Raw genomic sequence first — 25247 nt, 5'->3', positions numbered from 1 at the left:
AGTTTCAGTTTTTTTTAATTTCATAACAGACCTCACAGATACTGTGTTAAAATCCTAATTTATTTATATTAATTTTCTATTTTTATATTTCATTTAGGAAATCAATTTTATGATTATCCTGTGGGCGATTCATTTCGCCCTTTTTTATTTCCATTGATATTCTGGATTATACTGTTGCTCATTTTTCCATAAGGTATAAATTACAATTAATAGTTTTCTCATCACAGCAATAACTCCTTGTTTTTTAGTATTTTGTTTTTCATTTAATCTTTTATAGAAAGTTTTCATTCTCTGATCAAATCTAGAAGCACAAAGTGCTGGCATATACAACGCTTCTCTTATATGCGAGTTCCCTTTTTTTGAAATTCTAGTTCGCCCTGATTTAGTTCCAGATTGATTTTCTACAACATCTAAACCAGCATAACTGACTAATTTACGAATACTACTACATTTTCTAAAACCATCTGTTTCTGCTAATAATTTAACAACAGTAAGCATTTGAATGCCTTTAATTGCTGTTATTCTATTAATTTTTTCTTCTAAATCTTTGTCTTTTGAGACCCATAATTTTATTTCTTTTTCACACTCATTTATACTATCTTCTTGCTGAACCAATAGCTTATTCATAATTGTAAGCACTTCTTCCAAAACACCGTGTTTACTCTCAAACGCATGCAATTGAGATTGTGTTGCAGATTTAGATTTTTTTAATTGTGATAACATTCTACACAAGTCTTTTATGGCTTGAAAATGTTCACTAATTGGTTCCCATAATGCTACTGAAAATGAAAACCCAAAAAGAGCGATTAATTTAGCATCAGCTTTATCTGTTTTTGTTTTTTGATGTAAACTTTTTCCAAAATATTTTATCTTTTGTGCTAATTGTACACTTACTTTTTCTTGCTGTTCAAATAAGAAATAACATAAATTCTCATGATAAACACCTGTAGCCTCCATAATATGAACTAAATAAACTTCCTTTTTACGTTTAGAAAACCATATTAAATAGTCTTTAAAGCCTTTTAGATCATTACTAAAACTACGTGTGCCTTTAATACTTAAACTTCCTGTTTGTGTTTGCTCTTGAAAACATACATCAAATTTCTTACAAGAAACATCAATGCCTACTACTTGTTTAATTACTTTGTCCATTTTGTTAGATTTACAAAGAATTCTTCCCACAGCCTAACCTCGTAATAATACTGGATATAATTATTGAAATTATTCCTAAAATACTGTTCAGGTTCTAAAGAAAGAAAGCTAGGTAAGAGGATATTCTGAAAGACGATATATGCAAATGCATTATCAAGGTTTGTTTCTTGCACTTACCTAGTTCTTTGTTTGTTTAAGTATCAAAACAAAACATTTTTATCCTTTTTTCAATGAACTTTATGTATTTTTATTCTTCAATTTAATCAAACACAAACATACGAGGTTTTTAAAACCTGTGAGGTCTTCTTTTTTAGTAAACTTTTAGCAAGTCCTAACAGAAAGAACTTTTGTCCATTTTTAAACCTTCATGTTGGTTGCATCTTTGCAGTGTAGAAAATGCTGAACATGTTTCAGTATCAAAAACAAGTCATTTTAAGAAAGTCTTAAAAGAATATTAAAATATAAAATAAAACAAAAAAATGGAAGCACAATTAGAACAAACAGATTTCACAAATGTCATAGAAAATAACAGCAATGTATTATTAGATTTTTATGCAGAATGGTGTGGACCTTGCCAAACTTTATTGCCAACAATTCACAAATTAGCAGACGAATTAAAAGACGAGATTACTATCAAAAAAGTAAATGTAGATGAGTACCCAGAAATTGCATCAAAATTTGGAATTAGAAACATACCAACGTTAATTTTTTTTAAAGACGGACAAGCTACAGACAGACACATAGGTTTAATTAACGAAAGTAATTTAAGAGATAAAATTAACAGTTTAAAGCACCTTTTTTAAGCTGTCCAAACCAAAGGAACTTTTGTCCATTTTTAAAGGTTAAAGTTGGTTGCACCTTTGTAGTATCAAAAAATACTGAACTTGTTTTTAGTATTAAAAAAAGAAGTTTAACTAAAAAAGATGCTGAACTAAATTCAGCAAAATATTATGAAAACAATAGAAAACACACAATGTCCAAACTGTTGGGGTTACCAAATGTATGATGAAGAAAACCAAGAACAACAAATTTGTACTTGCAAATAGCAACTTGTTATTCGAATAAAAACGCAGTGGAATTGAGAAATCTAGATTTTAATAATTTAATAAAAAAGATTTCTCTACAAGGTCGAAATGACAAAAAATTAATAGTAACAAGATGCTGAACTTGTTTCAGTATAAAATAAATAAAGTTTAACACAAATAAAAAGATGCCGAACTAAATTCAGCACAAAGAAAATTATGAGCACATTTAACGTTCCCAAAAAAAACGAAGTATCAGAAAACAACCAAGCAATTTTTAATCAGTTAGAAAAAGGATTAGGTTTTGTACCCAATTTATACGCAACTTTTGCACATAGTAAAACTGCTTTGGCAAACTTTTTAGCAATTGGAAATGGAAAAACAAGTTTTTCAGCAAAAGAAAAAGAAGTAATTAATTTGGCTGTAAGTCAAGTAAACGAATGTGTATATTGTTTATCTGCTCATACTGCAATTGGTAAAATGAACGGTTTTACAGCAAACCAAATTTTAGAATTAAGAGCAGGAACAGCATCTTTCGATTCAAAATTAGATGCTTTGGCAAAATTTGCAAAAAACATTGCTTTAAATAGGGGGGCAACAGACCCAAAAATTTTAGAAAATTTATTCGAGCAAGGTTATACAAAAGGAAACATTGCAGATGCAGTAATTTTAGTGGGAGAAATTACCATTACTAACTATTTCCATAGAACCACAGAAGTAGCTGTAGATTTTCCAGTAGTAGCAGTATCAGATATTTTAGCAACAGTTTAAAAAATTCAATTCTACAAATTAGAGCCAAAAAGGAAAGAGGTTTCTAGACTGCGCTCGAAAAAACAAATTAATAACATAAATATAAAATAATAGAAATAATGAAAAAAATAATCGCAATTTTAGTATTCGTAGTAGGTTTTACATTCAACACAAATGCACAAGACAAAATAACGAAAAATAATGCTGTAAAAACAGTTTCCTTAGAGCAAACGAAAGGAGAATTTACGCAAAAGCAAATTACTTTATCTGAAGGAACCTATGTTTTTAAAGTATCTAATAACAACGCTTCACCAGAAGTTGGTTTGGTATTAATTGAAGATGGTAAAGATGGAAAAAACCCAGAAAATCATATAAAAAATGCCTATGTTTCTCAAATGGTAAAGCATGGTAAGACAGAATCTTCTAAAGAAGTAACACTTAAAAAAGGGACTTATAAATACTTTTGTCCTTTTAACAAAACACCACAATATACTTTAATAGTAGAGTAGTTTTTAAGTTTAGTTGGTTGAAAAGACGAGCAGAAATGCTCGTCTTTTTTTTATGCTTTTATTTCTTACAAAAGGTTTTATTTAATTATTCAAATTAAAGTTCAAATAAAAAGAAATTGCATTTTTAGGAGTTACATTTCCACCAAATAAATTATGTAAAATTGGCAAGGTGTAATTTGCACCAAAAATAAAACCTCTAGTAGTTACTTCTGCACCAAAAGTTCCGTTAAAAACGTTTCCATCGGTTTTTGGAACTTCTTCTCTAAACTGTTCTATTTTATCGTAAATATTACCAGAAACTCCTACAAAAGGCAACAACATAAACTTTTCTTTAGAAATTGCATAGAATAAATTCGAAGCATAACTAAACTGATTCCCAAACTTGTAATTGTTTTTATTTTTACCTTTTAAATAGTAAGTTAAAGTGCTGTTTACACCAATTTTATCTGCACCATAACTGTGTGCAACTGAAAAAATTGCGTCGAAACTTCCGGTTCCTAATTGAAAACCTGGGTTTACTCTGTCTGTTAAAATTTGTTCGAATTTTCCAGTTGGTAATTTTGCGCCCAAACCAATTTCCAAAGAATGCCCAGAAGGTTCTCTTTGCACATTCGAGTATAATTTGGCTTTTTCTTCGTCCAATTTTTTGTAGAATTTTATTTTATACCAGCCCATAATTGTGGCATCTCCAAAGCCATTTATATTTTCTTCTCTGTCGGAAAACTGTCTCCTTAAATCTTGATAAGGCAAAATGGCACTCAGATAAAATTTCTCGCTCAAAGGCACTCTTCCCCAAAGTTGGTAGGTATGAAAATTCTCTGTACTTGTTGGAGAATTGGAGAAAATACCGTCTTTAGATTCAAATTTTAGATAAATATAACGCACGCCAACAAAGCTGGCATTGTTTAAAGTGCCCAAACCAAAACTTCCACTACTTGTGGAACAACCACATAAATCGCAGAAAAATTTTACAGATGTTGGTTTGTATTTGTAAATAGGATCTTTTGTTTCTCTTGCAAAATTCGAATAGGAAATAAGCAAAAATCCTACCAAAATAAGCGTCTTTTTTTTATTAATATTCAGCAAATCTTTCATCACTTAAAAATGTTTTGTCTGTTAATGTTTTTAAGAAAGCAATTATTGCTTTTTTACCTTCTGTGGTTAAATCGATGCCTAAAGTTCCATTTGTTTTTACCAATAATGGATCTACTTTTCCACCATTTTCTACCATTCCATCTGTATAAAAATCTAAGACATCTTCTAAGGTTCCAAATCGTCCATCATGCATGTAAGGGAAAGATTTTTCGATATTTCTTAAACTTGGCACTCTAAATTTATAATAATCTTCGGCTAAACCAGAAACTCTTTTTCTACCTTCTTCCTCAGGGAATTTTGGGTTGACAGGAATTCCGTTATTTCTATAATTTTTGTCCGTAAATAAAGATCCAGAATGGCAAGAAGCACATTTGTTATTAAAAATGGTAAACCCTTTATTTTCTAAAGTTGAAAACTGCATCTTACCTTCTTTTCGAATAACTTTATCGTATTTCGAATCCCCAGAAATTATGGTAAGCATAAACTGAGAAAGCGCTTTTAAAATGCGTTCGGAATTTACTTCGGAATCGCCAAAAGCGTTTGTAAATAAAAGGTCATATTCTCTATAAGAACTCAATTTCGAAATTATAGAAGGAATGGTTTCATTCATTTCAACATCGCTTGTAATAGGAATTATGGGTTGCAAGTCTAAATGAATTGCGGCGCCATCCCAAGTAAATTCGCTAAAAAAAGCCAAATTCTGAATGGGTTGTGTGTTTCTAAACCCCATTTTTCCATCAACTCCATGGCTAATTGTGTGTCCATGATGTGTAAATGCAGATTGCTGTTCGTGGCAAAAACCGCAAGAAATGATGCCATTTGAAGCCAACCTTCCTTCGTAGAAAAGTTTTTTTCCGAGTGCAATTCCATCTTCAGTTAATGGGTTTTTATTAAGATTGTAAGCTATATCTGGAAAATTACTGGGTATTTTTAAAGTTACGTCTCTAGGAATGTGTACATATTCCTCTTCCTCTTTAGAGCAAGAAAAAAGGGTAAAAATTCCTAAAATGGTTATGAGTATTTTTTTCATAATTTTAGGAGAAAAGAAGCTATCTCAAAAATAAATTTGGTTGTCTTTTTTAGCGAAATCAAAAAATATAAAAGATTGAAATTCAATAATTAATATTTCTCCACTACAGTCAGAAATGACAAATTCTAATACTTTTGAGACTGCTTCTTTCTATTTTAGTTATGTACGTGATTTACAGAAAACATACCATTTACATTTGTTGCAATTTGTGGTGATTTTAATCCATCTACATGAATTTGTGGAGCATCATCTAACATAAATTTAGTGGTTCCGTCTAAAATATTAGCAACGTTAGAAACGATGTGAATTTCTGGTGTTGCATTGGTTCTAACTCTTGCAGAATTCGTTAAATTTAACGTAACTTCTTTGTAGTTATCTACAGCAGTTCCATGGCTTCCCATGTGAAACGCAAAAGCGGTTTCTGTAGTTGTTGTGCTAGATGTGTACATTCCTTCGAAAACGATAAATTTATAACCAGCTTGCCAGCTCCACATCATGCCTGCTTCTTTTGCTTTTGATAAAAAATCTCCCTGACCAGTTGCGCCTTCTAAATACTTCTCTTGGTCTACCCCAATTCCGAACGTTACTTTTGTGTAATTGTCTGCAGGAACTCCAGTTAAAGTAATAAATTGAGAGGTTTCCACTTCTTCATCTACAATAAAATAAGAATCGTTTTTTGGGTAGGTAAATACGTTTCCAGTGGCATTTTCTAAGCGAATATTACTTACGATATATTTTACTTTAGAAATTTTAATTTTCTCTGTTTCATTTGCTTTGTATGGAGTTGTTTTTAATAATAAATCAGACGTTTTGTAAGCATTATCGAATTCTAATCTTACGTTTCCTTCTCCAATTAAATCGTCTTCAGAGGAAGAGGAACAAGAGGCAATTGTTGCTGTTAAAAATAAAACAGCGATGTATTTTAAAATTTTCATTTTTTATGTGTTTTTTTAATTCTACAGTTCGTGAAATCGTTTTTTTTCTGTAAAATAAAATGGTGTAATTATTAAATATTGATGTATTATTTTACAATTAAAAAAGTGCAGACAAAAAATAATCTTACAATTTTAAAGTTGAAAAATAGAAGTATAGAAATATACTTATAACGGATATTTAAAAGTAGAAGTCTGGTGGATGATCCAAGCCATTTATTACTGAAATAGGCTTAGAAGAAGTTGTTTTCCAACAATTTTTATTTTTGTTGAGAAATGCAATTTTAGCTGAATAAACAGCTGTTTTTTGATGAAAAACTGGGAAAAATGCTCCAGAAGCAATGTTTAAAGCTTTGGTTTCATTGTCTGAAGTATTTAAATTTGGTGTAATTTTTTTTGCTAAATGACATTTACCATTACATTGCAATGCTGGTTTGTCTTTATTAACACAATAGGTTTCGATAATATAATCGATATTCAACTGAAAATACCCAATATATGCAAGATGATATACGGGTCTAAAAGCAAAAGCTATAAATAGTACTATACAGATAGTTTTTTTCAGAGGTAAAATTTTTGCAAAGATACTTCCAACAGTTTAAAAAAGGGAGCATAAAAGCTAAAAAAGAGTTTTTAAACTATTTTCTAATCGTTATTTTTTTAATTTTTGTAGATGGTTTTATCTTAGATTCGTCTACTTTATACGTATTAAAAGCTGTGTTATTTAGCAGAAAAGAGTAATTCCAAGTTTGAATGCCATTTACACTGTTTTCAGTAATTGTAAACTTGTTATATTTAGTTTTTTCATCAGTATTTATAATTTTTTTTTCTGCGGAAGGCGTTACTCTTTTTACAGAATTTTCTATTTCTTTTGTAGAATCTTCCATTTTTTCGATGATAGTTTCTGTTTTTTTTGATGAAGATTTAGTTTCCTTTTTTTCTTTATTTTTACAAGAGTTAAAGTTGATAATACTTATTAAACCCACGATTAAAAATGTCTTTTTCGTAATTTTTATTTTAGGTTTATGAATAAATTTAGCTAAAAAAACGACTCAAATTTAAAAGCCCTATTTTTACAAACTAAATTTAAGTAAAAAGTTTGTTAAACTACTATTCATATCCTCATAAAACGTCCACAGAATGGGTAACTTTTGTACATGGTGCAGGAGGTAGTAGTTCTATTTGGTATAAACAAATTCGCGATTTTAAAAAATGTTTTAATGTTTTAATTCTCGATTTACGTGGACATGGAAACAGCAAACCAAAATTAAAAGACACCTTTAATCTTAAATATACATTCGATTCTATTACTGCAGATATTGTTGAGGTTATTGAACATTTAAAAATTAAAAAATCGCATTTTATCGGAATTTCTCTAGGAACGATTCTCATAAGAAACCTTGCAGAAAAAAAGCCAGAATTGGTAAAAAGTATGATTATGGGTGGTGCAATTATTAAGTTGAATTTTCGCTCTCAAGTACTTATGAAAGTTGGTAATATTTTTAAATCTGTGGTGCCATACATGCTATTGTACAAACTCTTTGCATTTATTATTATGCCGAAGAAAAATCACAAGAAATCGAGATTGTTGTTTGTAAATGAAGCCAAGAAATTGTACCAAAAAGAATTTTTACGTTGGTTTAAATTAACTTCAGAAATAAACCCACTTTTGCGTTTTTTTAGAACAAAAGACATAAATATTCCTACATTTTATGTGATGGGGTCAGAAGATCATTTGTTTTTACCTTCTATTAAAAACATTGTTGCAAAACACAAAACCTCATCTCTTTTTGTGGTGGATAATTGTGGACATGTTGTAAACGTAGAACAGCCAGAAACGTTTAACAAACAAACGATTAATTTTATTACTACTTTGCCTGTTTAAACTTTTATAAAAATTTTCTTTTTAAAGAGAATATAGCCCAAAAGAACATAAAAAGCGACTACTGTTATTGCGTATAACATCGACGAAAACTCGGCACTAAAAAACGATTGAATATAGATATTCTTAAACAAAAAAGAATGGATATTTTCTGTTTCGCTCACTTTGGTTAAATAGAAGGTTTTAGAGATAAAGCTGGAAAGGAAATAAATGGTAATTGCATTCATACCTACATATTTAAAAATACGTCCAAATTTTACGTTTTTAAGATCTACTAAATAGTAAATTCCTGCCAATATTAAACTTGCCCAACCACTTGTAGTTAAAACAAAAGAGCTGCTCCAAATGGCTTTATTTATTGGAAAGTATAAGTTTAAAGTATAGCCTAAAATTAGAAATACAAAAGAAACAAGAAGTAGTGGTTTTATGTTTTTTAACTGGTCTAAAAGTGTTCCAATTAACACACCAATAAGACAAGAAGCAATGGATGGAATGGTGCTTAAAAGACCTTCTGGGTCGTAATCTGGTTGCCACATATGTTTTCCTAAAATATTGGAATCTATGTACATTGCCCAATTATTTGGAGCTCTGTTAAATGTTGGTAAAGTTCCATTTGGCAGTAGAACAAAACCTAATAAAACCCAATATATAATAAGTATAGAAATTGTAATTCCTGCCAAAACTCTCCAATTAAAATGAAGATATAAAATAGCAGAGATAAAAAAAACAATTCCAATTCTTTGTAGAACTCCTAAAAAACGTAGGGTTTCAAAATCTTGAAAAAACGGGAAATAGGGAATAAAAAGGTTTAAAAACAATCCTAAACCAACTAACTTTAGAGATCTTATAACAATTTTCTTGTAAATATCTTTCGAAGGATTTTTGTATTTATAAGCAAAGAAAATAGAGATTCCTACAATAAATAAAAAGAAAGGAAATATTAAATCTGTTGGTGTTAATCCATGCCATTTTGCATGTAATAATGGCGAATAAACTGCGCTCCATGTACCTGGGGTATTTACTAAAATCATTGCACAGATGGTAATTCCTCTTAAAATATCTACGGATTCAATTCTTTTTTTTATCATAATGCATAGTTACTTAGATAAACGAAAAGTAATACTTAACGTTTTAAATACTAAATTAATTCTGCCAATAACAGTATATAGATGCCAAACAAAATATCGAAGTAGATAAAGAGAAGTTTTTGCTAATCTGTTTTTAGAATAATTTTTTTAGCGTGATTTACGTATTTTCTTCCAATAGGAATTCGCTTCGTGTTTATTTCTACTAAATTTCCTTCAACAGAACAAACCTTATCAATAGCAATTGTAAAAGAACGATGAATTCTTATAAAACAATCTTGTGGTAATTCTTCAGTAATACTTGTTAAAGACCTGTGTACTAAATAATTACCTGTAGTTGTAAATACTTTTATGTAATCTTTTAGGCTTTCAATATATAAAATGTCATCAAATTTAATTTTTACCAGCTTTTTTTCAACCTTTAAAAAAATATAGTAATCGTTATGTACTTCTTCTTCCTTTATTTTAATTCCTTTTTGGAGTTCTACTTGTCGAGTAATTCTATTAATTGTTTTTAAAAATCGAGTAAATGGAATGGGTTTTACTAAATAATCTAAAACATTTAAATCGTAACTTTCTACAGCATATTCTCTGTAGGCAGTGGTTATAATAACATGAATATCTGGGTTTAATGTTTTTGCAAAATCTAAACCAGACATTTTAGGCATATTAATATCTAAGAATAAAACGTCAACAGCTTCATTTTGCAAGGTAGATAAGGCTTTTACAGGGTTATTAAAAGTAGCTAGAATTTTAAAATCCTGAAATTCTTTTAAATGGTTTTCCACCACTTTAATGGCAAGTGGCTCATCATCTATAATTATACAGTTTATTTTCATTTGAACAGATGTTATAGTTGTATGGTTAAATCTACCATATATTTATCGTCTTTTCTCACTTTAGACAAAGTATATTTATTTTTAAATAGAAGTTCTAGTCTTCTTTCTAAATTTTTGTTTCCAATACCATGTTTCTTCGTTTGTTTTACAGCTGGGTTGTAATTATTCGACACAGAAAATCTTAATAGGTTATTGGGTGTTAATTCGAATGCAATAAGAATTTCTAAATTCTCATTTTCTTTAGAACCGTGTTTAAAGCAATTTTCTATAAAAGATAAAAAAAGTAAAGGTGGTACTTTTTGATTATTGATAGCTCCTTGTATCGTAAATTCTACAATCAACTTGTCATCATACCTTAATTTTTCTAAATCTATATAATTTTGAATGTGTTTTATTTCTTTTAAAAGCTTAACTTTAGGTTCTTTAGCATCGTATAAAATATACTCCATTATTTTAGACAATTTTAAAACAACGTCAGACGCTTGTTTGTTATCTGTTAATGTTAGTGCATATAAATTATTTAATGTGTTAAAAAAGAAATGGGGTTGTATTTGTGCTTTTAAAAATTGTAGTTCTGTTTTTAGTTGCATGGCCTGCAAACTATCTACTCTATTTTTTTCGTACATCCAATCTAACATTAACTTAATGGTAGAAGCAAATGCAATTACATAAATTTCACCTAATACAACTGCTATAACATGGTTAAACGTAAATGCTTCTTGTATGCCTTCTGCCTCTGGCCAAATTTTTTCAGAAACCAATAAATAATTAAAACCAGTTCTAACGAAATAAAGTACTATTAAGGAAGAAATAAAATATAAGAAAAACATATAATATTTTTTCTTAAGGATAAAATTTGGAAATAAATAATAAATATTAAAATACACAATAATAATATGCAGAGGAAATTCTACTAAGTTCGATTTTATAGAATACCAATAGTCGTTAAAATAGCTCCCCCATCTAATAAAATTTAAAATAAAATAGCCTCCCCAAAATATAAAATGATACTTAATAGGTATCTTATAACTGGTGTTTATTAAAGGTAATTTCAAGAAAAATTAGGTTTTATTGTAAATAATATGGGTAAAAGTAACAAAAAAACACTAAAGAAATCAATATTTGCTTTATAGGTAAAAATATGTTATTCATTGTTAAATTAATGTTGTTTGCATATTATTTTTTTTGATTTAACAGGTTTTAACATATCTTTATTGAAGATAATATCAATTAATTCAATTAATTCAAGTAATTTATGAAAAGAATTTACACACTACTTATTGTAATTTTTTCTTTGTCATTTTCCAATTATGGATTCGCACAAGAAAAAACGATTTCAGGTAAAGTAACCTCAAAAACAGATGGAGCACTACTTCCTGGAGTAAGCGTTATTGTACAAGGTACAACAAAAGGAACAGAGACAGATTTCGATGGAGAGTACACCATTAAAGCATCTGTAGGAGACGTATTAAGTTTTTCTTACTTAGGTATGAAAGAAAAAAAAGTAACTGTATCTACATCTAACACCATTGATGTTGTTTTGGAAGATGCAGAAAACCAATTAGACGAAATTGTGGTTACTGCGTTTGGTGTTAAACGAGAAGCTAAAAAGTTAGGGTATGTAGTAGAAGAGGTTAAAAGTACAGAATTAACTAAAGGTGGCGATTTTGATGTCGCTAATGCTTTGCGTGGTAAATTAACAGGTGTAGATATTAAAGCAGGTGCAACAGGTCCTGGTTCTTCTGCAAATATAACCATTAGAGGTATTACTTCTCTTTCTGGTAACAATCAACCCTTAATTGTTGTAGATGGTGTAATTGTTAGTAACTCAAACGTTTCGCAAGGAGACTTTGCAGGAGGATTTGACACGGGTAACGGATTGTCTAATTTAAATCCAGACGATATTGAGAGAGTATCTGTACTAAAAGCAGGTAACGCAACAGCTCTTTATGGATATTTAGGGGCAGGAGGAGTTATTTTAATAACAACCAAGTCTGGAAAAACAGGCAAAGTAAGTGTTACCTTAAATTCATCTAGCTCTTTTGAAAACGTTTTAGTAAGCCCAAAATTACAAAACCAATATGGTCAAGGAAGATTCAATACAACAACAAATCAATTAGAATATAATATTACTGATGGTGGAAGTTGGGGTCCAAAACTAGATGGTACACAAAAATTACGTTTTGATGGTGTAGGAACTGCACCATATTCCGCAAGCCCAGGAGATTTTAAAGATTTTTACACTACAGGAACAACTTTTAATAATGCAATAAATGTATCTCAGAGAAAAGAAAAATTCAATTATAAGTTGTCTTATGCTCGTTTAGATAACGAATCTATACAAAGAGGCACAAAATTAAAAAAACATAATTTTGGTTTTAAAGCTGGTTTAGATATTACTGACAAAATTAGGGTTTCTGCAAAGTTAGATTATATCAAACAAAATGGAGAAAATAGACCAGAATTAACAGATGGACAATCAAACACAGTTAAAGCTTTATCTCTAAAACCACGTAATATATCTAATAGGTTATTGCAAAATAATTACTTAAAAGCAGATGGTTTACCTAATACATGGACAGGTAGTTTTACAATGAACCCTTATTACACAGCAAATACACTTTTAAACGAAGATGAATTAAATAGATATTTAAGCTTAATTAGTTTAGAGGTAGATGTATTTGAAAGTTTAAAAGCAAATTTAAAAATATCTCAAGATGCAGCTTATACAAATGCTTTTATCTATAGAAGAAAAGGAGCTTTTGATATTGCGCCAAATGGTAAATTAGATGAGTTTAATACAACATCAATATTAAATAGTTACGACTTTTTATTAAATTACAATAAAAATATTACAGAAGATTTTAACCTTACAGCTTCCGTTGGTTTAAACCATATTAGTAGTAGTTTTAAATCTCTTATAACTACAGGAGAGACTTTTGTTCAAGACAACTTCTTCTCATTTAATAATTTTGTATCTAAGAATATAAATCCTAGGTTAGATAGAAGAAATTCTAATTCTATTTACGGAACTGCAACTTTAGGGTATAAAAATTATGCTTTTTTAGAACTGACTGCTCGTAATGACTGGTCTTCAAGTTTACCTTTAGATAATGCATCTTTCTTTTACCCATCAGTAGGAGCAAGTGTTGTATTAAGCGACGCATTTCCAGAAATAATAGAAAATTCTCCACTTACTTTTTTAAAGTTAAGAGGTGGTTATGCTAAAACTGGGAACGCTACTGATGCTTATAATTTGCAGAATACATATAAGATATCTTCGGGACAGTATAACAATCAATTATTTTACTTTTTTGGAAATAGTGAAGAAGGCGCAGATTCTGGAGCAAAAGTTAAAAACCCAAATTTAATAGCAGAAATTTCTACAAATTTAGAATTTGGTTTAGATGCTCGTTTTTTTAATGATCGTTTAAGGTTAAATGCAACCTATTATAAAGTTGATACAGATAATCAAATAATAGAATTATCTCTGCCACCCTCAGGAGGTGCAGACAAGCAGGTAGTAAATGCAGGTTTGATTACTAATAAAGGGTTAGAAATAAGTATTTCTGGGGATATTGTGAAAAGTAAAGATTTTACGTGGACAGCAGATTTAAATTTCTCTAAAAACGAAAGTAAAATAGAAGAATTAGCCCAAGATGTAGATGTACAAGTTAGAGAACGTCAATTTAATGATGTTGTTCAGGTTGGTGGTAAGTTAGGAGAGTCTCTTTGGACTTTATTTGGTTCTACATACGAAAGAGACGATAGTGGAAAAATTATTTATGATTCAGATGGATTACCAAAGGTAGGAGGAATTGATAAAATTGGAACAACTAATCCTGATGCATTAGCCAATTTAAGAAACACATTTACGTATAAAAACTTTTCATTATCTGTATTATTAGATGCTAAATTTGGTGGAGACTTATTTTCTTTTTCAGATTTAAACAGAGCAACATCAGGTACAGATGTAATTACTTTAGAAGGAAGAGAGTATTTTACTGGAGGCAATGGTTTTATGGTGCCAAATGGTGCAGTAATTGATGGTACTTTAGATCCAGACGTTGTAGCTAGAGGTGTAAACCCACAATCTTATTGGGGGCGTTTAGGACAAATATCAGAACGTTGGGTACAAGATGCAAGCTTTATCAAATTAAGAGAAGTTAGTTTAAATTATAATTTTACTGGTTCAATACTAGAAAAGCTTCATTTATCTAGACTGTCTATAGGTTATTTTGGTAGAAATTTAGCAATTCTTCACAAAAATACAGACAATTTTGATCCTGAAACAGGTTTTAATAATAGTTTTGCTGGGGTAGAGTATTTTGGATTTCCATCGACTTCGAGCCATGGTTTAAAATTAAACATAGCATTTTAAAAATTAAAAAAAAGAACACATGAAAATATTTAAATTTATAATAGCAGGTTTTGCTGTGTCAACATTATTTTTAAGTTGTACAGAAGGCTTCGAAGAGACAAATACAGATCCATACAACCCTGTTTCGGCTCCTGTTGCTGGAATTATGGCAGGTGTGCAATATTTCGAATTTGCAGAACCAAGGTTTTTAACTTGGAGAGGTAATATCATTTATTCAAGTCAATTTGCAAGTCAATTTAGCTATAACTATGCTGGTGCATGGTTTGGAGCAGATGCCTTTCAAAACAACCAAGGTTGGACCAATGCAGTTTTTGACAATTCATATAAAAAAGTTACCTTAAATGCTAGGAACCTATTACGTTCTTACACAGAAGCAAATGATAGCAATGGTGTTGCTGTAACTAATATTATGATGTCTTGGTTTTTTCAAAAAATGACAGACATTTATGGAGATGTTCCATATACAGAATTAAGAGGAACAAATCTTATTTTAGAAAATCCAAAACCAGTTTACGATAGTCAATCTATTATTTATAAATCTATTTTAGACGATTTAAAAGCACAAATGGATGCAATTGGTAGTTCGTCAAAAGCAATTGAAGGAGCTTCTGGAGATTATATTTACCAAGGAGATGTTCAAAAATGGAAAGCTTTTGCAAACACTTTAAGATTGCGTATGGCTTTAAGAGGTAGAGACGCGTTTATTGCAGATGGTGAGCAAACATACATAGATCAAGTAATTAACGATTGTTTATCAAATACTTTAATTGACGAGTCTAACCAAGCGTTGTTAAAAAGGTCAGAAACTCCTTTAATTTTATCTTTTTTAGATGGTGGTTTTGAAGACGTATTCTATGGTTTCGGAGGTGTAGGTTCTAAATTTACATTTGCAAAACGTTATGTAGATATGTTGGCAAACAATAATGATCCGCGTTTAAAAACGGTTGCAGAGCCAACTGTTAATGGAGCTATTTATGCAGGTTCTGCAATTGGTTCTAGAACACAGTTAGATAGAGACGATCTATCGAACCCAACTCCTTTAATTATTGGTAAATCTACTACAGATGTTGCAGACATAGTTCCTGTAAAGGTATTATCTGCAAGTGAATCTTACTTTTTACAAGCGGAAGCTGCATTATTAGGTTATACTGGTAATGCAAATGAACTGTATCAAAAAGGAATAAAAGCAAGTATGAATTTTTGGAAAGTAAGTGCTTCTGATGCAACAAATTTTATGACAACTGAGCAGGTAGCAACCTTAGCAGGTAGCAATACCAATCAATTAAAAATGGTTTGGAACCAAAGATGGTTAAATTCATTAATGAATGGTTATGAAGCATGGTCTTTAGTAAGAAGAACAAATCTAATTCCAAACCTTACAGATAACACCAATTTTTGGGTAACACAACCAAACAATGGTGTTGTACCAAAAAGATTACAATATTCTAGTACAGAAGCAGTTTCAAATGCTAAAAATTTGGAACAAGCAATAGCGGCACAAGGTCCAGACGAAATGTCTACTGCTATTTGGTGGGATAGAAATTAAAAAACAATAATTGTTTTAATTAGATTTGAATTGATTCAACCGGAGAAGCATTCTATTTTCCGGTTGTTTTTATGCAAAAAACTTAAAAAAAGTTGTTAGTCAATTTGAATTTAGAAGATTCAAAAAAAATTTATCATGTAATATTTAAATAGTTATTAATAATTTCTATAAAATATTAATAACAATAAATTCTGCTATGATAAAACTATTTAAAGCTATTATCTTTTAAAAAAAAATATATGAAAAAATTTATATTACTTATTATCCTTGGTGTATTCCATCAATTTATATTCTCTCAAAATAATTTATCAGAAAAATATAATTTAATGCCTTGGCCACAAGAAATTGTAGAAAATGGGCAGCAATTTTTAATTACAAGTAATTTTACAATAGGTATAGACAATCTTAAAAACAGAAAGATAGTAAAAGCAACTACCCGTTTTTTAAGAAGACTGTCTAACAGAACAGGTATTTTTATAGAAAAAGGATTTGCAGTAAATGCAACTGAAGTTACAAAACCTGCTGTGTTGATAAAATACCAGCGTGTTGGAAAATTAGAATTACACGAAGATGAATCTTACCAACTTTCTATAAAAAACAATCAAATAACTATTAATGCAATTACAGATACTGGCGCTATTAGAGGTTTAGAAACCTTGTTACAATTAACATCACATAACAAAACCAATTACTTTTTTGAAGGAGTTTCTATAAAAGATGCACCAAGATTTCCTTGGCGAGGTTTAATGATTGATGTTGCTCGACATTACGAACCAGTTGGTGTTTTAAAAAGAAATTTAGATGCAATGGCTTCTGTAAAACTAAACGTTTTTCATTGGCATTTAACAGACGACCAAGGTTTTAGAGTAGAAGTAAAATCGAGACCCAAATTACATGAATTGGGTTCAGATGGGCAATATTATACGCAAAACCAAATTAAAGAAGTGGTAGCATATGCTGCAGACTTAGGCATTAGAGTTGTTCCAGAATTTGATATCCCTGGTCATGCAACATCTTGGTTAACAGCGTATCCAGAAATAGGAAGTAAAGACACCATTTATTCCATTGAACGTTACGCAGGTATTTTCGACCCAACTTTAGATCCTACCAATCCTAAAACATACGAAATTTTAGATGATGTTTTTTCCGAAATTGCACCACTTTTTCCAGATACATATTTCCACATTGGAGGAGATGAAAATGAAGGAAAACATTGGGATGAAAACAAGAAGATACAAACATTTAAGAAACAACACAATTTAAAAACAAATCATGATTTGCAGAATTACTTTAATATTAAAGTTCAAAAAATTCTAAAGAAAAATAAAAAAGTAATGATGGGTTGGGATGAAATTTTACAACCAACCTTACCTAAAGATGTGGTAATTCATTCTTGGAGAGGTAAAGAAGCTATGTTAAAAGCAGCCAAACAAGGCTATAAAACTATTTTGTCTAAAGGATATTATATCGATTTATTAAAATCGGTAGACCATCATTACACAAACGAACCAATAAAAGAAGATAATGATTTAACAGAAGTACAATTAAAAAACATTCTTGGAGGTGAGGCAACAATGTGGTCGGAACTGGTAACTCCACTAACAATAGATTCTAGAATTTGGCCAAGAACTGCAGCCATTGCAGAACGTTTCTGGTCACATAGAAATGTTAAAGATTTAGAAAGTATGCACAGAAGATTGGCAGTAATTAATAATAGGTTAGAAGAATTAGGCATTACACATATTAGAAATAAAAGTGTTATTTTAAGAAATATAAGTAATTATCAAAACACAGAAGCGTTGTTCAACCTCACAAAAATTTGCGAACCATTAAAGGCATACCAGAGAAATAAAGGAGGCAAAGAATACAAATCGTACTCACCATTTACGCAGTTTGTAGATGCCTGTAATGTAGATGCTGTAGATGTAAAACCTTTTAATAATGCTGTAGATGCTTTTTTAATAAATGGCACCGAAAAAACAAAAATTATTTCTTTTTTCGAAAAATGGATTGCCAATAACACTGCATTTCAAAAAATAAACAATACACCAACACTCGCTACTTTAGAACCACTTTCTAGAAATTTAGCAAAACTTTCTTCGTTGTTATTAGATGGTGTTGTTTCGGGGAAGTTATCAAAAGGAAATTACGACAAAGCCCAGAAATTAATACAAGAACTAGATAAACCAGTTGCAGATACAGAATTGGCGATTATTTCTGGATTAAAAAAACTAGTATTAAACTATAAAAAATAAAAATGTTGAAGAAAACCTTTCTAAAAACACTCCCATTATTACTTTTAGGGATTTTTTACTCCTGTAAAGAAGAACAACTAAGCAATAAAAGCACCGATTTTACAAAAGAATTTCTTTTTACAAAAGGCATTGAAGGACCTGCTGTAGATCGTAAAGGAAATTTATATGCTGTTAATTTTCAAAAAGAAGGAACTATTGGTAAAGTAGATAAACAGGGAAAAGCATCCTTATTTATAGAACTTCCAAAAAATAGTATTGGAAATGGAATTCGTTTCGATAAGAACGACAATATGTTTATTGCAGATTATGTGAATCATACTATCTTACAAGTAAGAAAAGATGAAAATCGTGTTCGCATTTATGCTTCAGATTCTACAATGAATCAACCGAACGATTTAGCGATTGCTCCCAATGGAAACTTATATGCAAGCGACCCAAACTGGTCTAACAATACAGGTAATTTATGGTTGATAAAAGACGAAAAAATTACTTTATTGGAAAAAGATATGGGAACAACCAATGGTGTTGAGGTAAGTCCAAATGGAAAAAAATTATACGTAAACGAATCTGTGCAACGCAATATTTGGGTGTTTGATATCAATTCAGATGGAACAGTAACAAATAAGAAACTATTTAAAAAGTTTACTGACTTTGGAATGGATGGAATGCGATGTGATACCCAAGGAAACCTATATGTTTGTAGATATGGAAAAGGAACAGTAGTAATGCTTTCTCCAGAAGGAAAAATGTTAAGAGAAATTAAATTAAAAGGAAAAAACGTAACCAATATTGCATTTGGAGGAAAAGATAAAAAACAATGTTTTGTAACCGTTTCAGATAGAGGTTGTTTCGAAACTTTCTTTGCTAAATTTCCAGGAAGAAGTTTTTAGGAATATTTTTAATATATCTTATAATCTGTTACTTTTTAAAATAAAACCAATTCTATTTATAAATTTTAATAAAAAAGAGGCTGTCTTAAAAGTATTAGAATTTGTCATTTCGACTATAATGGAGAAATTTTATTTATTGAATTTCAATATTTTAGATTTTTCTACTTCGCTAAAAATGATAACTAAATTTACTTTTAAGACAGCCTCTTTTCGTGGAAATAATTAATACGATTTATACTCTATTTTTCTTTTTTATACATAGAAAAAAATCAGTAATTTTAAAACAGAAATGGTAGAACGTTATTTTTTTCTTTTGAAGTTATAAATTGTTTCATCAATTGTAAACCAACAGAAGTAAAAAATACCAATAGAGAAAATAATATCACCAATCATTCTCATCCATTTTAAGGTTTGTATTGTTGGCGAGTATAATAAATTCGATTCTCTTGCAAAAGAATATCCTTCCGTAATTGAAGTATATGCCTGTATAATTCCTATTGGCAGTAAACTTAAAACTACCATCGCCACTAAACCAATATTTAGCAACCAAAAAGCTCTTTTTAGCTTTTTACTATTCCAAACTCTGTTAGAATAAAAACGCAAACAGATAATAATAAAGCCCATTCCTAACATTCCATACACACCAAATAAAGCAGTATGCGCATGAACAGCAGTGGTATTTAAACCTTGAATATAGTACAATGCAATTGGCGGATTAATTAAAAAACCGAAAACACCAGCACCTAAGAAGTTCCAAAAAGCAACAGAAATAAAGAAGAATATTGGCCATTTGTATTTCTGAATCCATTCTTTACTCTTTAAAAGATTCCAGTTTTCTCTAATTTCAAAACCCATTAAAGTTAATGGAACCACTTCTAAAGCACTAAAAGTTGCTCCTAAAGCAATTGCTTGAATTGGAGTTCCAGAATAATATAAATGATGCAAAGTACCAATAATTCCGCCCGCTAAAAAAATAGAAGCAGAAGCAATGGAAACTCTACCAGCTGTTTTTGGAGAAATTATTTTCATTCTTGAGAAAATAAAAGCGATAACTACTGTTGCAAAAACTTCGAAGAAACCTTCTACCCATAAATGTACCAACCACCATCTCCAGTAATTTATTACTGGTAAACTACTGTTTTCTCCATACATTAAACCAGAGAAGAAAAACATACCAATTGCCATTACAGAAATTAATAAAATAATTAATAAATGTTTCGATTCATCATTTTTTCGAATCGCATATAAAATATGTCTGCTAACCATAACAACCCATAAAACTAGTCCTATTCCCAAAAATATTTGCCAGAATCTTCCTAGATCCATGTATTCGTACCCTTGATGTCCGAAGAAAAAGTTTGTGGTTACATCTAAAAATTGATGCACTCCTAACCATTCGCCCAACATAGAACCAAGTACAATAACTAACAACGCAACAAACAAAAAGTTGATTCCAAATACTTGATATTTCATTTCTTTTTTAGAAATCATTGGCGCTAAAAAGAGTCCTGTAGCTAACCAGGTTGCAGCAATCCAAAACACCGCCAATTGTGTGTGCCAAGTTCTACTAACGGAATAAGGTAAATATTGTGCTAAATCGAAACCAAAAAAGGCTTGCCCTTCTACTGTATAATGTACAGTTATAATTCCTAAAACTATTTGCAATCCAATTAGTAAAGAAATTACCACAAAATATTTTAGAACTGCTTTTTGGGACCTCACTAATTTCATGTTTGTTAAAGGGTCTGAATCTGGTTTTGTTAGAGATTCACCTTTTTCATGATTTCTTAAGTAGTAATAAGTTAAAACTCCAATAAAAAGCAATAATAGCACAATGGATAACCCAGACCAAATTATAGAACCATCTGTAATATTGTTATCAATTAGCGGTTCGTGTGGCCAGTTAGATGTGTAAGTATAATCTTTTTCTGGTCTGTTTGTACTTGCTGCCCAAGAAGTCCAAAAGAAAAAAGCATTTAATTGCTTCAATTTTTCTTTGTTTTTTAGAGCACCTTCTGGAATTGCATATCTTTCATTTCCTTTAGAAAAAACACCTGTAAAATGTTTAATATTATTGTTAATTGCGAATGCTCTTTCTTTAGAAATTACAATTGTTTTTGTTGATGAGTTGTATGTATTTGTTTTAATGTCTTTTATCAAACGAGCTTTTAAAGCTGCTTTTTGTTCTACATTTAAATTTTTGTAAGCAGTATTAAAGTCTTTATTTGCCCAATATTCTAGCATAAAAACGGCTTCTCTGTGAATCCAGTCTGCACTCCAATCTGGGGCAACATAACTTCCATGCCCCCAAATAGAGCCAACTTCCATGCCTCCAATAGATTCCCAAACATTTTGTCCTATTTGTATATCTTCTATGGTATAGAAAACTTCGTTCGTATCTTTTACAATAACTTTTTTAGGAATTGGAGGTTGTTTTTGGTATACTTCCGTTCCTACCCAAATTAATACTGCAAAAGAGAGTACAATTACGCTTATAAAAGCGAGCCAAATTTTTTTCATTTTTTTATTTTTATAAGTTAAGAAACTACTTTATTTACTCTATTTACGGAATCTGTTTTTGCGATGGTAAGTCTAATAATTGCATTTTCAATACAAATTAAATTGTGCACTTCGTTTGCATTTAATGCTATTAAATCTCCTTTTTTAAGTTGAAATTCTTTATTATCTACACCAAAAATAATCTCGCCTTCGAAAATTTCTACCACAATTGGGTTTGGTGCAGCATGATCTTTCATTTCTTGACCTTTAAGCATTGCAATTCTAATTTCTTTTGTAGTGTTTGTTTCCATAAGTAGCGTTATTGCTGGCTTATCTTTCTTATGGGTTATGTTGTTTGAGATGGATGCTGTAATCATAATTATATATAGTTTTAATTTATTTTTATTTTAAGAATAAAAGACCTTTATATCTTTTATGTTGATAAATTTTTACGTTTTCAAATAATAATCTGCAATATTTTTATCAGAAGAAAGTTCTAATAAGGTGGTACTTTCTAACATTTTTCTTAAATTTTCTCTAATTTCTACAAATTTAAAATGTAGTGGACAAGGTTTTTGGTCGTTACATTCGTGCAATCCCAAACCACAACTTGTGTAAATAGTATCGCCATCTAAAACCTGAACAACATTACTTAATACTGTTGTTTTTAAATTGGTATCATTAATATAAAAACCACCATAAGGACCTTTTACAGATTGCACTATTTTGTGTTTTGTAAGTTGTTGTAAAATTTTGGCAGTAAAAGCTTGTGGAGAATCTATCGCATTAGAAATGGCAGTAATGCTCACTTTTTTATCAGCCTTTGCATGTTGAGCAATAAAAATTACGGCTCTTAAACCATATTCGCACGTTTTGGAAAACATATATTTGTTTTATGTTACAAAGGTACAAAAATTTAATAAGGGATAAATTTATCTTTTATTAAATTTTTAATTATTTTTAAAAAAGAAAATTATTGTAAAGTCCCAGAGATGCAAAGTTTTCCAATCAGTTTGTTATTCTAGAAGGATTTTTTTTGCAGAATTGGTTGAGATGCTTTTGGCAAGACAAACTGTATGAAAAGAATGAGGAAAAACAAAACTTTCTGTAAAAATCTGTATCAGAAAAAGACATAAAGTTTTGTTTTTTCTCTCTTTAGGTGTTCGATTTTAAAGGTTTTAAGAATTCATAAGCTCTTCAATTTCATCTGCTTCAATAGGAATATTCCCCATTAAATTAAAAGGTGATCCTTTTTCTTGAATTACAACATCGTCTTCTAAACGAATGCCAAAACCTTCTTTAGGAATGTAAATACCTGGTTCTACAGTAAATACATTATTTGCTTGCATAGGTTCGTGTAAAAGTCCATAATCGTGTGTATCTAGACCAATATGATGGCTTGTTCCATGCATAAAGTATTTTTTATAGGCAGGCCAATTTTTGTCTTCATTTTGTACATCAGCTTTGTCTAATAAACCTAATTTTATCAATTCAGCTGTCATAATATCACCTACTTCAATATGATATTCTTTCCAAAGGGTTCCAGGAACTAATAATTTTGTTGCTTCTTTTTTAACGTGGTTTACAGCATTATATACTGCTTTTTGTCTATCAGAAAAACGACCAGAAACAGGCACAGTTCTCGACAAGTCACTTGAGTAATTTGCATATTCTGCAGCAGTATCAAATAAAATTAAATCACCAGCTTTGCATTGTTTATTATTTTCGATATAATGCAAAACATTGGCATTATTTCCTGACGCAATAATTGGTGTGTATGCAAAACCTTTAGATTTGTTTCTAATAAATTCGTGTAACAATTCTGCTTCAATTTCATATTCCCAAACTCCAGGTTTTATAAAGTTTAAAATTCTGCGAAACCCTTTTTCAGTAATATTACAGGCATGTTGCATTAAATCCAACTCAATTTTGTCTTTTACAGCACGTAAACGTTGCAAAATAGGATTGCTTTTTGCTACAGAATGTGCAGGATATTTTGCCAACAACCATTTTGTAAAACGATCTTCGCGAGTTTCTGTAGCAACGTTTGCTCTATAATGTTCGTTGGTGTTTATGTAAAAAGTATCTGCATAGGTAGACATTTCAAACAATACTTTTTCTAAATCTTGCAACCAAAAAACATTTTTAATGCCACTTGTTTTAAAAGCCGCTTCTTTGGTTAATTTTTCTCCTTCCCAAACTGCAATATGATCGTTTGTTTCGGTAACAAATAAAACTTCGCGTAAGTTTTCATTTGGGCAATCTGGAAACAACATTAAAACACTTTCTTCTTGATCTACGCCAGATAAATAGAAAATATCTCTATGTTGTTCGAAAGGCATTGTACTATCTGCGCTTATTGGATAAATATCATTAGAATTAAAAACTGCAATACTTTTTGGCTTCATTTTTGAAGCAAAATTTTTACGGTTTTCTATAAATAATTTAGAGTCTATTGGATTGTATTTCATATTTAATAGTGTTTAAAAATCAAAGGTAAGAATAATTAATACCAAGTTGAAAATCAAGCCATTTTTTTAAGAAAACAAGAAGTTAAAGCTATGTTAAACTAAAAAATATCTTTTTTAATAATATTCTACAAAGATTTAAAGAATCTTGTAATGGTTTAATTTGTTCGTGTTTTAGGTGAGTTTGATGTGTTATTAATTAATTATTAGTCATTTAAATATTTTTATTTTGAAAATCATTGTCACTCCTATGAAGCAGGAAGAGAAATATGACAAACTGTAGTTATAAATTATGAGATTTCTCCTATCGTCGAAAATGCCACAAAAAAAAATATCTAAGTTATACATTTAGATACTATTACTGTAAGTCTTGTCTTTACTGCGTTTCAGAGATAATAAATTCTAAATTTAGAACAATCTCTTTATAAGAATTAAGGTTTTTTAGGCTTTATAATTTTTATGTATTTGATTATTAAGACTATAATTAAAATTATTTGCATTTTCTAAATGTATAACTCGAAACATCTATATTAAAAAATAGAATTATATTTTTTCTTAAATCGAACTCATGTTATTTTATGTTAGTAAATATTGTTCTCACTCAAACGCTGAAAAATAGTGAATTAAAACTAATAGATTTTATCACAAAAAAGGAATTTCAAAATGCTGAGCACTCTCTCGCTCGTAAGATTTTGCGTGGGAATTTACTCAAATGTGGAATTATAAAACGTGAGAATTTTCTTAAACTCAAAAAAAACAAAATTGCGTAATTTTCAAGGAATCGTGAAATTTAGAAAGTTTGAGAAATTGAGCAAAAAATGAAAAATATAAATTACGGAATTCTTACTCAAAAGCTGAATTTTGGGATTTAATTAATGAACTAAGGAGAATGAAAAAAACAACATTTGCTAA

At 29.9% G+C, this 25247-nt stretch carries 21 protein-coding genes; 8 read left to right on the top strand and 13 right to left on the bottom strand.

Translation table 11 applies throughout. From position 1 onward, the window contains the following. Positions 1-144: 144 nt before the first annotated feature. A complete protein-coding gene (locus J3359_RS10515; RefSeq protein WP_208076828.1) occupies positions 145-1152 on the bottom strand; it encodes an IS110 family RNA-guided transposase in 1008 nt (335 codons plus the stop codon). 479 nt (positions 1153-1631) lie between these two features. Here J3359_RS10515 and trxA point away from each other — a divergent pair, with 479 nt between their 5' ends. The 3 genes from trxA to J3359_RS10500 all read left to right on the top strand — a co-directional run bounded on the left by trxA (position 1632) and on the right by J3359_RS10500 (position 3433). Beyond that, positions 1632-1955: a thioredoxin gene (gene trxA, locus J3359_RS10510; RefSeq protein WP_208076827.1), complete on the top strand. Its 324-nt coding sequence runs from the start codon at positions 1632-1634 to the stop codon at positions 1953-1955. 438 nt (positions 1956-2393) lie between these two features. Then, entirely contained in the window at positions 2394-2945 is a 552-nt protein-coding gene (locus J3359_RS10505) for a carboxymuconolactone decarboxylase family protein (RefSeq protein ID WP_208076826.1), read from the top strand. Between the two features lie 98 nt (positions 2946-3043). Next, a complete protein-coding gene (locus J3359_RS10500; protein WP_208076825.1) occupies positions 3044-3433 on the top strand; it encodes a cupredoxin domain-containing protein in 390 nt (129 codons plus the stop codon). An 81-nt stretch (positions 3434-3514) separates the two neighbouring features. On the opposite strand, the gene J3359_RS10495 is transcribed toward J3359_RS10500, so the two are convergent. The 5 genes from J3359_RS10495 to J3359_RS10475 all read right to left on the bottom strand — a co-directional run bounded on the left by J3359_RS10495 (position 3515) and on the right by J3359_RS10475 (position 7476). Then, on the bottom strand, positions 3515-4528 hold the full coding sequence (locus J3359_RS10495) for a hypothetical protein (protein ID WP_208076824.1): 1014 nt from the start codon (positions 4526-4528) through the stop codon (positions 3515-3517). Then, positions 4506-5558, bottom strand: coding sequence for a cytochrome-c peroxidase (locus tag J3359_RS10490; RefSeq protein ID WP_208076823.1), 1053 nt, complete (start codon positions 5556-5558; stop codon positions 4506-4508). Before J3359_RS10490 ends, J3359_RS10495 begins: the two co-directional genes overlap by 23 nt. Before the next feature lie 155 nt (positions 5559-5713). After that, positions 5714-6493: an MbnP family protein gene (locus J3359_RS10485; RefSeq protein WP_208076822.1), complete on the bottom strand. Its 780-nt coding sequence runs from the start codon at positions 6491-6493 to the stop codon at positions 5714-5716. Between the two features lie 178 nt (positions 6494-6671). Further along, complete coding sequence (locus J3359_RS10480) at positions 6672-6971, bottom strand: hypothetical protein (RefSeq protein WP_208076821.1); 300 nt, start codon at positions 6969-6971, stop codon at positions 6672-6674. A 157-nt stretch (positions 6972-7128) separates the two neighbouring features. Beyond that, entirely contained in the window at positions 7129-7476 is a 348-nt protein-coding gene (locus tag J3359_RS10475) for a hypothetical protein (RefSeq protein WP_208076820.1), read from the bottom strand. Positions 7477-7589: 113 nt separating this feature from the next. Between J3359_RS10475 and J3359_RS10470 the strand changes: the two genes are divergently transcribed. Further along, positions 7590-8375 (top strand): alpha/beta fold hydrolase, encoded by a 786-nt coding sequence (locus tag J3359_RS10470; RefSeq protein ID WP_208076819.1) that lies wholly within the window; start codon positions 7590-7592, stop codon positions 8373-8375. On the opposite strand, the gene J3359_RS10465 is transcribed toward J3359_RS10470, so the two are convergent. The 3 genes from J3359_RS10465 to J3359_RS10455 all read right to left on the bottom strand — a co-directional run bounded on the left by J3359_RS10465 (position 8372) and on the right by J3359_RS10455 (position 11351). Further along, the gene (locus J3359_RS10465) at positions 8372-9460 is read right to left on the bottom strand and encodes an acyltransferase family protein (RefSeq protein WP_367890373.1); all 1089 of its coding nucleotides are present in this window, start codon (positions 9458-9460) and stop codon (positions 8372-8374) included. The genes J3359_RS10470 and J3359_RS10465 overlap by 4 nt on opposite strands. A 122-nt stretch (positions 9461-9582) precedes the next feature. Continuing rightward, positions 9583-10296, bottom strand: coding sequence for a LytR/AlgR family response regulator transcription factor (locus J3359_RS10460; RefSeq protein WP_208076818.1), 714 nt, complete (start codon positions 10294-10296; stop codon positions 9583-9585). A gap of 11 nt (positions 10297-10307) precedes the next feature. Beyond that, on the bottom strand, positions 10308-11351 hold the full coding sequence (locus J3359_RS10455) for a sensor histidine kinase (RefSeq protein ID WP_243765895.1): 1044 nt from the start codon (positions 11349-11351) through the stop codon (positions 10308-10310). 200 nt (positions 11352-11551) lie between these two features. Here J3359_RS10455 and J3359_RS10450 point away from each other — a divergent pair, with 200 nt between their 5' ends. From J3359_RS10450 to J3359_RS10435, 4 genes are all read left to right on the top strand, one after another. After that, complete coding sequence (locus J3359_RS10450) at positions 11552-14677, top strand: SusC/RagA family TonB-linked outer membrane protein (RefSeq protein WP_208076817.1); 3126 nt, start codon at positions 11552-11554, stop codon at positions 14675-14677. A gap of 19 nt (positions 14678-14696) precedes the next feature. Continuing rightward, positions 14697-16223, top strand: coding sequence for a SusD/RagB family nutrient-binding outer membrane lipoprotein (locus tag J3359_RS10445; protein ID WP_208076816.1), 1527 nt, complete (start codon positions 14697-14699; stop codon positions 16221-16223). Between the two features lie 239 nt (positions 16224-16462). Next, complete coding sequence (locus tag J3359_RS10440) at positions 16463-18478, top strand: beta-N-acetylhexosaminidase (RefSeq protein WP_208076815.1); 2016 nt, start codon at positions 16463-16465, stop codon at positions 18476-18478. Positions 18479-18483: 5 nt separating this feature from the next. Beyond that, positions 18484-19368 (top strand): SMP-30/gluconolactonase/LRE family protein, encoded by an 885-nt coding sequence (locus tag J3359_RS10435; protein ID WP_243765894.1) that lies wholly within the window; start codon positions 18484-18486, stop codon positions 19366-19368. Between the two features lie 300 nt (positions 19369-19668). On the opposite strand, the gene J3359_RS10430 is transcribed toward J3359_RS10435, so the two are convergent. The 4 genes from J3359_RS10430 to J3359_RS10415 all read right to left on the bottom strand — a co-directional run bounded on the left by J3359_RS10430 (position 19669) and on the right by J3359_RS10415 (position 24338). Continuing rightward, entirely contained in the window at positions 19669-21888 is a 2220-nt protein-coding gene (locus tag J3359_RS10430) for a nitric-oxide reductase large subunit (RefSeq protein ID WP_208076813.1), read from the bottom strand. 17 nt (positions 21889-21905) lie between these two features. Beyond that, positions 21906-22244, bottom strand: a complete 339-nt coding sequence (locus J3359_RS10425) for a cupin domain-containing protein (protein WP_208076812.1) — start codon at positions 22242-22244, stop codon at positions 21906-21908. Positions 22245-22316: 72 nt separating this feature from the next. Then, the gene (locus tag J3359_RS10420; protein ID WP_208076811.1) at positions 22317-22751 is read right to left on the bottom strand and encodes an RrF2 family transcriptional regulator; all 435 of its coding nucleotides are present in this window, start codon (positions 22749-22751) and stop codon (positions 22317-22319) included. A 294-nt stretch (positions 22752-23045) separates the two neighbouring features. Then, positions 23046-24338 (bottom strand): aminopeptidase P family protein, encoded by a 1293-nt coding sequence (locus J3359_RS10415; RefSeq protein WP_208076810.1) that lies wholly within the window; start codon positions 24336-24338, stop codon positions 23046-23048. Positions 24339-25247 lie beyond the last annotated feature (909 nt).

This window comes from Polaribacter cellanae, assembly GCF_017569185.1.
Classification (GTDB): Bacteria; Bacteroidota; Bacteroidia; order Flavobacteriales; family Flavobacteriaceae; genus Polaribacter; species Polaribacter cellanae.
The sequence above is the reverse complement of the archived record's forward strand: the minus strand, read 5'-3'. Positions and strand labels throughout refer to the sequence as shown.